The sequence below is a fragment of the Niastella populi genome (genome assembly GCF_002078015.1).
Lineage (GTDB): Bacteria > Bacteroidota > Bacteroidia > Chitinophagales > Chitinophagaceae > Niastella > Niastella populi.
The window spans coordinates 1-12,498 of sequence record NZ_LWBP01000215.1; the positions used below are offsets into that span (position 1 = coordinate 1).

The following is a 12,498-nucleotide window of genomic DNA, read 5'->3' on the forward strand; positions in this document are numbered from 1 at the left end:
AAAGGGTAACCTTTTCTCTGGAATACGCAGTTGATATAAAAGAATGGGACTCTAGAAAAGAAATGTTAGATAATGGAGATGTTCAATATTTTACGCTTCGTGCACTAAAGGATCGACTAAATAATAAATATCACCTTCTAAAAACAGAGGGAAAAGTAAATGTATTGACTTTATTAAAGAATGAAGCCGAAAGTTTGATGAATGGTAACGGTCTTGAAGGAATCGCGAGATCATTATTCGATATTGAAAATAAGGAGAAGGGAGTTCCGTCATATGATGAATTCATAAAAGCTTTTGAAAAATATAGTGGGTTAAAAAAGGGGGAATATAAAATTCAAACATTGGATGAGTTAATTCATTTTCATACTGAGGGCGAGGTGTATGAAATGGATACATACCAAGGATTACATGCAAGGTTAAAAGGCTATATCGAAAGAAAAAGCTATGAGGAGATTTACATTCAAACAAAGTCTTGGATATGGCGAGATATCTATTTAGATGCAGGCATAAAGAAGCATAAATTTATGCCTCACATTTGGGCGAACTGGGAAAGCTATTGGATAACAAAATATCAAGATATTTTAGAGCTAGTTGGCAAGACAAGTCATTTAGATGAAATGAAGGCCAGTTCATGGCGTGCTCTCCAGGTTTTCATGGAGTGCTATAACGATGCTGGGGATATTATAACGCTGGCTTATGAAATTGATGATGACATGCGTCTATACCCTCTGTCCGTAATCACTATGTTAGAAATATTTGATGCGGAAACTTGTTTTGATGAGTATTGTGAATATGAATTTGATCAATCGGATGAATGGGAAAGTGTTTCTATAAGTGATGATGACGATAGTCCAATCTTTTATATTAAACCAGAAGATCTGTAGTGATATGAAGGAGTATAAAATATCCAACTATTTTGTATGAATAACAACAAACTAATCCAGAGATTACCTATGGCTTGAGCGTCCCGTTGTTTAATTAAATTATATGCCACAACAGAAGCAACCCTCTATTTATGATCTCCGCGGTAAATTTCAGTTTACAACTGAAAAGTTATGGTTTAGACTAGTGATTTACGTTGTTACTGCGATATTTTGGTTGGGTGTTGTTTATGCTTTAAGAGAGTGGAGTATTCCTGCATTAGCTTTAAAAGGGATAAGTGGAGCATCAATTGGTAATATTCTAAAACTTAAAGGCCAATCCCAAAAATAGACCCGAAGTAGTATCGGCTTAAGTAACTATTGCATAGAAGTAATATTAAATTCCGAACTCCTGCCTTATAGTCTGTCAAGTATGGAAATCGCAATCTCAATAAATCATAATGCAAATGGCCTCACAATAAGTGAAGCCATTTTGTCCGTGTAGCGGGATCGGGAGTTGAACCCGAGACCTTTGGGTTATGAATCCAACGCTCTAACCACCTGAGCTATCCCGCCATTTTATTTATATCGATCCGCACTGTAGCCGGATCTCCGGGCCCGATTTTCCTGGCCCCTTAAATTATGGGGTGCAAAAATAGAAAAAAATAGGTTTCCGGAAAATTTTATTAGGCCTTAATGGACAATTATTTAAGGGAAAACCGGTTTTTTCGCCCCATCCCGGCAGCTGAGCTCAAAAAATGCTCCCGCCACCTGTAAAAAACCTTCCCAAAAGAGGTTTTCAATCAAACATCTCCCCGGAACAAGAGCAATGCCCAATAGTAAATACCGGATAGATGCTGAACTGTACCGGAATAGTACCAAACCGGTAGTTTAATGGTAGGGAATAGTAGTGGAGTAGTAGAGATATGGCCTGGGTACTGTACCGGGATACTCTACGGACACTACAGGAATACACAGGCGCAAGAGCATATCCAGAGCTATCTAAGAGCTATCCCAGACAATACCCCTGCAATCTGACACCCTGTCTCGTCCCTGTCTCGTCCTAATGTCTCGTCCTAAAATAGCTATACATGTGAAGAATAAATCCTGAACAACCAGACAAGAGAAGTGATAATCCTGAAGTTGTTTCGTTCTAAAATAGACCGTAGATCCTCACCACCTGAAGACTGTCAAACACGAACTGGCCGTTTCATCTTTGCCCGGCTTTTCCATTTCACCCTGCCCGGTTCCAATTTGTCCTTTAAAATACCACCCGCCAACACAACCAGCAACCCCCACTAATTCTTGCTCAAATTCCAAAAAACATCCATCTTCGCGTTTTGGTTAAAGGCTTCGGTGAAGGAGCCTTTTATTATTTAAATCCGTGTTATGACTGCTGCAGGTAAAACTTCCGCACAAGTGGGTAAACAGGCGCTTACAAAACAGCAAACCGCTATCATAAACTCAGGCGGCGATCTTCGCATCAATGCCGTGGCCGGTTCCGGTAAAACAACTACCATCATTGCATATGCGGCTTCCCGTTCGGCTAATGCCCGCATCCTGTACCTCGCATTCAATAAAAGTGTAAAACTGGAAGCAGCGCGGAAGTTTGAAGCCTGCGGACTTACCAATACGAAAGTGGAAACCGCCCACTCGCTGGCCTACAAGCATATTGTTTTCAAACACAACTATAAAATAAAAGCGCAGGGTTACAGGAATAGTGAAATTTGCCAGGTGCTCGGCATCCGGGGCAATGGCGAAAAACATGCTGAATTCGTTGTTGCCAACCACATTGCCAAATTCGCCGCTTACTTCTGCAACAGCGATAAAGCCAGGGTGCAGGACCTGAATTACCTCGATACGATTGTTGATGTCAATGCCCGGGCCTTCGTTAATTCCTACTATAAATTCATTGAAGATGGCACCCGCCTCTTTCTCGCTAAAATGGATAAGGGAGAAATTGAGATCACGCACGACTTCTACCTGAAGAAATTTCAGCTGTCGAACCCCATACTTCCCTATGATTATATTCTTTTCGATGAAGCGCAGGATGCATCCGCTGCCATGCTCGATGTTTTTAAAAAACAAAAAGCCACTAAGATAATTGTAGGCGATACCCATCAGCAGATCTATGGCTGGCGGCATGCAGTAAACTCACTGGATAAAGTCGATTTCAATACACTCCATCTTTCCACCAGTTTTCGCTTTACGCAAGACATCGCTAACCTCGCCACCAACATCCTCTCCTGGAAGAACCATTTGTTCGAATGCAACCCGGTGGCCATTTCAGGAATAGGCGATGGCAAAAAAGAAGCGTCAAAAGCAACCATTGCCCGCACCAACCTCGGCTTGCTGTTGAATGCCATTAACTATATCACCGACAATAAGGTTAAACATATTTATTTTGAAGGCAACATCAGCTCATACACCTACGCCGATGACGGCACTTCTTTGTACGATGTGCTGAGTTTGTATAATAATAACCGCGACCGCATCCGCGATCAGTTGGTTGGCGCCATGAAAGACATGGAGGAACTGGAAGAATACGTTGAAAAAACGGAAGACCATCAGCTGGCTACCATGATCGAGATCGTGCGTGAATACGGCAATGAAATTCACGGTATCCTTAAATCGCTCAAGGAACTGCAAACAACCGATGAAGAAAGAGGCAGGGCCGAAATGATCTTCTCTACCGTGCACCGCGCCAAGGGAATGGAATATGATGTCGTGCACTTAGTAAACGATTTTCTCTCAGAAAGCAAATTGAAGGAACTGAAAGAAAAGCAAAAGACCGACAAAACCGCCATCGCCGACAACGCCCGCCTCAATGAAGAGATCAATTTGTTATATGTTGCGGTTACCCGTACCAAAAACAAACTGCATATTCCTGAAAACCTGCTGCCGAAAGATTTTCCCGCTTCCCCCTATATTATAAAAGTAAAAGCGCGGGAAGCCAGTTTTGATTACAATAGCTACTTTGCAGAGAAAGCGGCTAAAACAAAAACTACTCCCGCCAAAAAGAAAACTGTTGCCACCGGGGCCAAAGAAAAGAGCTATACCGTTTGGAATAAAAGAGAGGTTAACAAAGATGCCTATAAACCCTGGACCGATGAGCTTGACGAAGAACTGAAGATGCACTATGATAATGGAACCTCCATCGGTAAAATAGCCGCTCACCTCGGCCGCACCAAGGGCGCCGTTATTTCCCGCCTTAAGAAATTGAGCTATTACCTCGATGAGTAATTATCAGCCTCTTACACCCTTAACAAAAGGTTAGCAAAGAAATATTTTGAAAAATGTACCATTCGGTATATTTTTGTGGTGTTATGACAAAAGCAGAGCGCACAAGGCATTTTATTGTAGAGAAAGCAGCTCCCATCATCAATAAAAAGGGAATGGCCGCCACCTCTATCAATGATATAGTAGATGCTACGCAGCTTACGAAGGGAAGTATCTATGGCAATTTCGAGAACAAGGATGAAATATGCCACGAAGCTTTTGATTACCTGGTTAAAAGGTTGAGTGCCGATATGGCTGTACATATGTCACGCGCAGCTACCAATGAAGAGAAATTATATGCATTGTTCGATTATTATCTCAGCACCCTAAAAGAGGAACATAATTATGGCTGCCCGCTCATGAATTTTGGTACAGAAGCAGATGATACCAATCCCATTGTAAAACATAAAGTGAACAAGGCAATTCTGGCAACCCAGAACCTCGTGGCAAAGGTTATTCGTGCCGGCATAGAAGCCGGCGAGTTTCAAAAAATATTCGACGCTGAATCTTTTTCTATAAAAGCTTTCGCCATGATCGAAGGCGGTTTGTGGATGGCCCGTTTACAGGGCAGCACGAAACAGTTACAGGTAATTATCGACCAGCTGAAGCAGGAAATCAAAGGCTATTGCCCATAGCCCCTTTTTTTTGAAAAAAAATATACCGTTTGGTATAAAACAGGAAAGCATACTCACATAAAACATACAAATATGAACATTGAAAACAAAACCATCCTGGTTACAGGAGGCGGTACTGGCATTGGCTTTTCTATAGCCAAAAAGTTATCCGGAAATGGAAACCAGATCATTCTTGTCGGCAGAAGGGAAGACAAACTAAAAGAAGCCGCAGCCCAATTGCCCAACACATCTTATGCTGTTGCCGATGTTACCAGCGAAGCCGATGTGGAAAACCTGGTTAAGCAGGTGAAGCAACAATTCGGTGGCCTTGATATTTTGGTGAACAATGCCGGTGTGGCAACTGCTTATCCGCTCGACAGTGAAAACGGCGTATACGAAAAAGCGAAATTCGAAATGGACCTGAACTACCTGTCGGTAGTAAGACTCACTGAAAAGTTGTTACCATCGCTGAAAGCCAGTAAAGAAGCTGCGATCATCAATATTCAATCAGTCGTTTCGTATTTGCCTTCAATGGTCTTGGCGACGTACAGCGCTACAAAAGCGGCATTACATTCCTATTCTCAATCGTTACGGCTGGTACTTGAAAAAGCAAACGCACCGGTAAAGGTTTTTGAAGTATTTCCTCCGTTTGTTGATACCGATATGGCCAAAGGGTTCGATGCAGATAAGTTATCGCCCGATGAAGTGGCCCGGGATATTTACAATGCGCTGCAGAAGAACAACTATGCAATAAGACCGGGAAGAACAAATGAAGTATACCAGTCATTCCTGCAATCGCCCGAGGTTACATTGAAGGCATTCAATGGGGTTGAAGCCTGAAATAAGTGAGCTTTTGAACAAACTATCATTGAGCTGTTAAACAAACCAGCCAGCGCGTGAATGACCCAACTTTGTGGTATCAAAAAAACAAATAATACCATGACAAAAGTTTGGTTTATCACAGGCAGCTCCCGCGGATTGGGAAGGTCACTTACAGAAGCCGTACTGGCAAAAGGCGATAAAGTGGCGGCTACTGCCCGCCAGCCTCAACAATTGAATGACCTTGTTACCAAATATCCTGGTCAAATTCTTCCACTTCAGTTAGACGTAACTAAAAAAGAAGAGATCATCAAAGCGGTTGAACAAACGGTGGCGCATTTTGGCCGTATAGATGTGCTCGTTAACAATGCCGGCTTTGGCATTATCGGTGCTGCAGAAGCATTTACCGACGAACAGGTGCGCACCCAGCTCGAAACGAATCTCTATGCCGTTATTGAAGTAACACGGGTTGTGTTGCCCTATATGCGTAAGCAAAGAAGCGGCCGCATTTTGCAGCTCAGCTCCATTGGCGGCCGCGTTGGCAGTGCAGGTATTGCCATTTATCAGGCCGCTAAGTTTGGCGTAAGCGGATTTACAGAAGTTGTGGCAAAAGAAGTTGCGCCCCTGGGCATTAAAGTTACTTCGGTAGAACCCGGCGGCTTCCGTACCGATTGGGCCGGCGCCAGCATGTCCTACGCCCCGGCTGTAGAAGGTTATGAAACAACAGTTGATGTGCGGATCGATTATTTTAAAAGCGGCGCCAATGTTCCTATAGGCGACCCGGCAAAAGCGGCACAGGTAATGATCAGTTTAACCGACCACCCCGAGCCACCCGTACACCTCATACTGGGCAGCGAGGCCGCGGCTATATTGCAGTACACAGATAATGTAAGAAAGGCGGAGTTTGAAAAATGGATGCCCGTAACGCTTTCCACAGATCATGACGATGCGGTTAATTTCCTGGAAACTCCTTACGGCAAACAATTACTTGGACAAAAAAATTGAACTTTGCCTTAACGCATAATCTGAATTATTATGGCGCATCAACCGTCGAAACCAGAAATTGTTTACTCCTGCTACTACGAGGTGAGTCGCGGGGGTGAACAATTTATTCAGGACCACGTTTTCAGTTATCACATTTCAGGTACATTGGTGGTGAATGATGGTAACAAAGAACATGTTTTCAAAGAAGGCGATTTCAGGTTCGTGAAAAGAAATCAACTGGCGAAGTTCCTGAAACAACCGCCGCCCGGTGGTGAGTTCAGGACCCTGTCTGTTATACTCGATCAGGAAACCCTGAAGAGTTTAAGCATTGAGCATGGTTATACGGCAGATAAAACACATACGTCACCAAATTTTGTGGTACTGAAACCCGATCCCCTGTACAAAAGCTTTATGGATTCCATTCTTCCGTATGGCAACCTGTCGCCCGACGCGAATAAAGCATTATTATCCTTAAAGGTAAAAGAGGCGGTGTTATTGCTGCTGCGTAACGAACCTTCTTTAAAAGAAATCCTGTTCGATTTTACCGTGCCGGGCAAGATCGACCTGGAAGCGTTCATGTTGCAGCATTATCAATTCAATGTAGGGTTGAACCGGTTTGCATATTTAACGGGACGAAGCCTGGCTACCTTTAAACGAGATTTTGAAAAAACATTTCATACCTCGCCGGGCAACTGGTTATTGCAAAAACGGCTGGAGGAGGCTTATTATCTTATCAAACAAAAAGGAAACAAACCCTCTGATGTATACCTTGAGGTAGGCTTTGAAGACCTGTCGCATTTTTCATATGCATTTAAAAATGCCTATGGGATATCGCCTTCAAAGATATAGGGAAGCTTCAACTTCCTTTATATACTACACCGGCCTGTTTCGCGTATTCCTAGCACCGCTATATACGGCGTTATAGTTTTTTCATTACTTTTCCTCCATGCATCGCATTCAATATGGTATAGATGTGCTGTTGGCAAAGGAGCCGGCATGGAAGAGCCGAAACATTGGGCTGGTCACCAATCATGCCGCTACCACCAACCGCTTTGTTCCATCGCGGGTGGCTTTACTGCAACAGGGTTTTACCATTGTGCAGTTATTCTCGCCCGAACATGGCCTCGATACTACCGGCGCCGATGGGCATGCAATGAGTAACCAGGTTGACCCGCTTACCAGGTTGCCCGTAACCAGTTTGTATGGCGATAAACTGGCGCCAACACAGGCCGATGTGGCCGGCATCGACCTGATGCTTTTTGACATACCCGATGTTGGCAGCCGCTTTTATACTTATTTATGGACCCTTTCGCATGTTATGCAGGCTTGTGCTGCCTATAATATTCCATTGATCATTGCCGACAGGCCCAATCCGCTTTCAGGTAACCTGCAGCTTGCCGAGGGGCCTATACTCGATGAAACCAATTGCAGCAGTTTTATCGGGCGCTGGTCGATGCCTGTAAGGCATAGCTGTACCCTGGGTGAATTGGCCCGCTTTTTCAATGAGTCGAGGTCAATCAATTGTTCACTTGAAGTAATTCCCTGCGCGCGTTGGCAAAGAGATCAGTTCTTTCCCGGTTACGCGAATTCCTTTGTTCCGCTTTCTCCTGCTATCCCCGGTTTTGAATCAGCGCTTTTATATCCGGGCCTTTGTTTCCTCGAGGCAACGAATATAAGCGAGGGCAGGGGAACCGCTGTTCCTTTTCGCGTGGCCGGCGCGCCCTGGTTACAGGCCGGTACAACCGCACAGCTATTCAATATGATGATCGCAGGCATTAGCGGCAATGTACATGCGCGGCCGGTTGTATTTACGCCAACTGAAGGGAAGTATGCCGGGCAGTCGTGTAATGGAGTAATGCTGCATGTCGATGACTACCATTCATTTTTACCGGTAGCTGCCGGCTGGTTGCTTATCCGCCTTATAAAAGAACTGCATCCCGTTGAATTCGCCTGGGCCGCATATCCTACTCATGTAAACCCTTCGGGCCAAAAGCACCTCGGGTTGCTTGCCGGTATTCAAAATGCTGAAGTTCTTTTTGAAACCGACCTGGATGATTTCGCTAAAAAATTACGAACATATACCGCCTCGGGCAACTGGCCGCAGTGTATTCAACCCTTCCTCATTTATTCGTAAGACCGGGAATTCATAACAGTAATTTCATATTTCCTTAATACGATCATCATACGCCAACGGAATCTTTGCCGCAAATTAAATTAAGGCATGATTAAAACGTTACGCGTCACCTTCCTGTCGGGAGTGCTTTTGGTCTTTTTCTTCTCTTCCCGGGCGCAGATGCGCATTACAGAGTTTATGTATGATGCCGTTGATAAAGAGTTTATTGAATTTACCAACGTCGGAAGTATCGCTGTAGATATGACCGGCTGGAGCTTTGACGATGATTCGAGGCTGGCAGGCACTGTTTCCCTGAGCGCTTTCGGTATCGTTCAGCCCGGCGAGTCGGTTATCCTTACTGAAAATGCTGCCGCTGCTTTTCGTACTGCCTGGGGTTTATGCAGCGGCGTAAAGATCATTGGCGGGTTAGCTACCAACCTCGGCCGTAACGATGAGATCAATTTATTCGATGGCAGCAATACGCTTGTTGACCGCCTTACTTTTGGCGATCAGAATTTTCCGGGAACCATTCGCACCCAAAATAAAAGCGGTTGGGTGAACCTTGCAGGCCTTGGCGCCAATACCATTGCATCCTGGACATTGTCGGCCGCAGCTGATGCAGAAGCCTCATTTACCTCGCTCAATGGCGATATTGGCAGCCCGGGTAAAAGCACCAAAGCCACAGTGGTCTTTGATCCCTGCACCGTAATAGCCGGCGCACCTACCATCGTTATAAATACTACCGGCACAACCAATTTTATCGATGGCGGTGTAAGTAGTTCACCGGTTAGTCCTTTTGCGGTTAGCGGTGTTATTGGCGATGCAGGCGATCCGGCCGGTACAATTGGGGTTGATTTTACCATTGGTGACGACGTTACACCTGTGGGCAGTCTGATCGTTTCTGTTCAAAGCAGTAACCAGACCGTTGTTCCTTCTGCCAACCTGGTGCTTACCGGTACTGGCGCAGACCGGAATCTGAAGATAACACCGGCTGCCGTTGGTTATTCAAACATTACACTTACCGTAAATGATGGAACTAATAATACCTCTTATGTTATTTCATATGCCGCTTCTCAGTCGCCCGGTGCAACACCTGTCAGTTACTGGCATACCGGCATTGCTGATGCGTCGGCTGCAATTGCACTCGATGACGACTATATGATCGTTGTAAATGATGAAAGCAACCTGTTCTATGTTTACGATCGTAAAAAAAGCGGCCTGCCTGTTACAACCTTCGATTTCAACCAGGGCAATTTATTATCGCTTACCGATGGTTCTGCCGGTAACTGGAAAGAGGTTGATGTGGAAGCCGGGGTAAAAAGTATGGCTACCGCCGGAAAAATATACTGGCTGGGCTCTATGAGCAACAGTTCCGGCTTTAACCATAAACCCAACCGCGACCGCCTGTTTGCCGTTACTGTGAGCGGAACCGGCAGCGCTACTGCTTTTTCCCATTCAGGTAATTATAACAATCTTCGCCAGCAGCTGATCAATTGGGGCGACGCCAACGGATATAACTTCTCTGCTGCTGCTGCCGATGGGAAGGATGCCAAAACCATCGACGGGTTCAATGTGGAAGGAATGGTGTTCGGTCCGGATAATTCAACTTTGTACATAGGCTTTCGTGCGCCATTGGTTCCCACCGGCAGCCGCACAAAAGCGGTTATTGCGCCTGTTTCAGACTTTGAAACCTGGTTCAACAATGGCGCGCCGGCCGGTAACCCTTCTATAGGCGCTCCTATAGAACTGGACCTTGGCGGCCGCGGTATCAGGGATATGATCCGTTTGTCGAATGGTATGTATATAATAATTGCCGGCAGTTATGATGATGCGGCAATGGGGGCAATATATTCCTGGAACGGCGCTGCCGCTACCGCTCCTGATCTTATTCCCTCGTTCAATATCGGCACGCTGAATGTGGAAGGCGTGTTGCCGGTGAATATCAGCGGGGCGCTGGCTACAGACAGGTTGCAGGTGATCAGCGATAATGGCGACAATATGTATTATGCCGATGCTACCGTTGCGAAAGACCTGCCGCAGGATAATTTCAAAAAGTTTAGCTCGGATATTATCATTTCTTCTGCCGGCAGTGTGCTGCCTGTAACGTTTGAATACTTTGTTGCCAACAAACACGGAAAAGCAGTTGTGCTTAACTGGAAGAATGCACAAAGTGATATGGTGGAGCGGTTCGAGATCCTTCGTTCTGCCAATGGCAGCGATTTCTCTTCTATCGGTTCTGTATCTGCGGCAACCGCGCAAACAATGTATGCTTTTACCGATAATACCATTACCGGTAGTGGTAAATTATACTATCGCATCCGCGCCATTGAGCATGGCGGAGCCACTACTTTAACCACTGTACGTTATGTCGACTTCGGCTCATTGCTGCCATTGATAACTATCTATCCGAACCCGGTTGCCGGCAACAGGTTTTCGGTAGTAGTGAATAGTGCAGGGGCAAAAACCATCAAGGTATTTGGCAGTAATGGAAACCTGTTCCGCCAATTCAATCTGAACGAACAGGTAACTGATATTTCAACTTCGGGCTGGCCTGCAGGCTGGTACCTCGTCAATATAAAAACCGCAGCCGGAGCTGCTGCAACTTATAAACTGATCGTACCCCGGTAACTGTTGATAATTGATAAGTTTATGAAAAAGGTCCTCCCGGTTGTTCGGGAGGACCTTTTTTTATGATAGCGTAACGCGGGCGATCAGTCAAAGCTTGAAACACGCAGTTTCTTTCCCTTATCGGTAAAAGAGTTCCCTTTTTCATTGAGGGTTCGTTGTTGTGTTTGCTCATCGCTCATGAGTTTATCCATGTATGCATTTACAACGGCAGGGGAGGCGGTAACCGGTTTGCCGTTGAGAATGGCTTCAGTTGCATAAGAGTGCAGCAGGCTTTCGTATTGCTGTATGAACAGGTCGTGGGTGGCAAACATATCGCAGCCAAGTACTTTGTTACCTGAAACTACTACCACACCGATCACTGAAGCATCTGTGGCGAATTTCGTTTTAAAGAATGCCAGGTATTTATTCAGCTTTTGGGTGAACGCTGCAGAGGTGGTCAATGCAGTATATGTTTTCGTGCTGGTGGTGGTTTTATTGCTGGTATTTATTTCGTCAACCTTCTGCCATACCTTGCTCTGGTCTTTTTCTTTTTCCACCACTTTTCTCAGGCCCATACTGCCTTTGTTATAATAGCCGTTGAATGCGGCCGGGGCGGCTGACCGGCTTTGAGCGGCGGGTGCGTAATTGCGGTTTGAATAGTGAGCGCTGCTGCTGCCCGCTGACCAGCGGCCGGCTTCAACGCAAAATACGGGCAGGTCTTTCTTGCCGCTTTTAGGGTTAAGCAGCAGGTCTTTGTTGATGATCCTGTCCTGCTTACCGCCTTTAACCACATCACCGGTAATAACTATAATGGTATCGTTCGAAACGTTTTCGATCTTAAGTGAGTTTACTTCGCCGCTGTTGCTGTTCTCGGTGATCTTCACCTTTTTCTTGGCAATGGCATCCTGCAGGGTCATGTACCTGCCGATGCCTTTGAACTCATTGGTAAAGCTTTGTTTGGCGTGAATGGGATACAGTCGAAGGTTATCATAAGTAAAGCTTTGAGCGGAGGGAACTGTTTCCAGGTAATTAACCTGCAGGTTCTTGTAGGTGTATTGCGAAAAGGCAATACAGGGCTGGGCCAGTAATATGGCCAGGTAAAGCTGTTTCATATTTCAGGAGGTTTGTTATAGGATGCCCGGCCGGCGGGCACTGCATAAAAGAAGCCGTAAATGTTTTGTTAAAGGAACCGGATTCGTAATTATACGATGATGGTAAGTCG

The 12,498-nt window shown here is 45.3% G+C and carries 10 protein-coding genes and 1 tRNA gene; 9 read left to right on the forward strand and 2 right to left on the reverse strand.

Going from position 1 to position 12,498, the window contains the following annotated elements; translation table 11 throughout:
- On the forward strand, positions 1-884 hold an 884-nt coding region (locus A4R26_RS35210; RefSeq protein WP_165760436.1), incomplete at its 5' end, for a hypothetical protein.
- Positions 885-987: 103 nt separating this feature from the next.
- A complete protein-coding gene (locus A4R26_RS27750; protein ID WP_081169796.1) occupies positions 988-1,212 on the forward strand; it encodes a hypothetical protein in 225 nt (74 codons plus the stop codon).
- A gap of 150 nt (positions 1,213-1,362) precedes the next feature.
- On the opposite strand, the gene A4R26_RS27755 is transcribed toward A4R26_RS27750, so the two are convergent.
- Positions 1,363-1,436: transfer RNA gene (locus A4R26_RS27755), tRNA-Met, on the reverse strand.
- A gap of 813 nt (positions 1,437-2,249) precedes the next feature.
- On the opposite strand from A4R26_RS27755, the gene A4R26_RS27760 reads away from it, so the two are divergent.
- The 7 genes from A4R26_RS27760 to A4R26_RS27790 all read left to right on the forward strand — a co-directional run bounded on the left by A4R26_RS27760 (position 2,250) and on the right by A4R26_RS27790 (position 11,297).
- A complete protein-coding gene (locus A4R26_RS27760; RefSeq protein ID WP_165760437.1) occupies positions 2,250-4,103 on the forward strand; it encodes a UvrD-helicase domain-containing protein in 1,854 nt (617 codons plus the stop codon).
- Positions 4,104-4,186: 83 nt separating this feature from the next.
- Complete coding sequence (locus tag A4R26_RS27765) at positions 4,187-4,774, forward strand: TetR/AcrR family transcriptional regulator (protein ID WP_165760438.1); 588 nt, start codon at positions 4,187-4,189, stop codon at positions 4,772-4,774.
- Between the two features lie 72 nt (positions 4,775-4,846).
- The gene (locus A4R26_RS27770; RefSeq protein WP_081169798.1) at positions 4,847-5,593 is read left to right on the forward strand and encodes an SDR family oxidoreductase; all 747 of its coding nucleotides are present in this window, start codon (positions 4,847-4,849) and stop codon (positions 5,591-5,593) included.
- 99 nt (positions 5,594-5,692) lie between these two features.
- The gene (locus tag A4R26_RS27775) at positions 5,693-6,577 is read left to right on the forward strand and encodes an oxidoreductase (RefSeq protein WP_081169839.1); all 885 of its coding nucleotides are present in this window, start codon (positions 5,693-5,695) and stop codon (positions 6,575-6,577) included.
- A gap of 30 nt (positions 6,578-6,607) precedes the next feature.
- The gene (locus A4R26_RS27780) at positions 6,608-7,405 is read left to right on the forward strand and encodes a helix-turn-helix domain-containing protein (protein ID WP_081169799.1); all 798 of its coding nucleotides are present in this window, start codon (positions 6,608-6,610) and stop codon (positions 7,403-7,405) included.
- Between the two features lie 97 nt (positions 7,406-7,502).
- Positions 7,503-8,690 carry an exo-beta-N-acetylmuramidase NamZ family protein gene (locus A4R26_RS27785; protein ID WP_081169800.1) on the forward strand — a complete coding sequence of 396 codons (1,188 nt, stop codon included), beginning with the start codon at positions 7,503-7,505 and terminating at the stop codon, positions 8,688-8,690.
- An 87-nt stretch (positions 8,691-8,777) separates the two neighbouring features.
- Positions 8,778-11,297, forward strand: a complete 2,520-nt coding sequence (locus A4R26_RS27790) for a lamin tail domain-containing protein (RefSeq protein ID WP_081169801.1) — start codon at positions 8,778-8,780, stop codon at positions 11,295-11,297.
- 83 nt (positions 11,298-11,380) lie between these two features.
- Here A4R26_RS27790 and A4R26_RS27795 read toward each other — a convergent pair whose 3' ends face one another.
- Complete coding sequence (locus A4R26_RS27795; RefSeq protein WP_081169802.1) at positions 11,381-12,388, reverse strand: ARPP-1 family domain-containing protein; 1,008 nt, start codon at positions 12,386-12,388, stop codon at positions 11,381-11,383.
- Between the last annotated feature and the right edge of the window lie 110 nt (positions 12,389-12,498).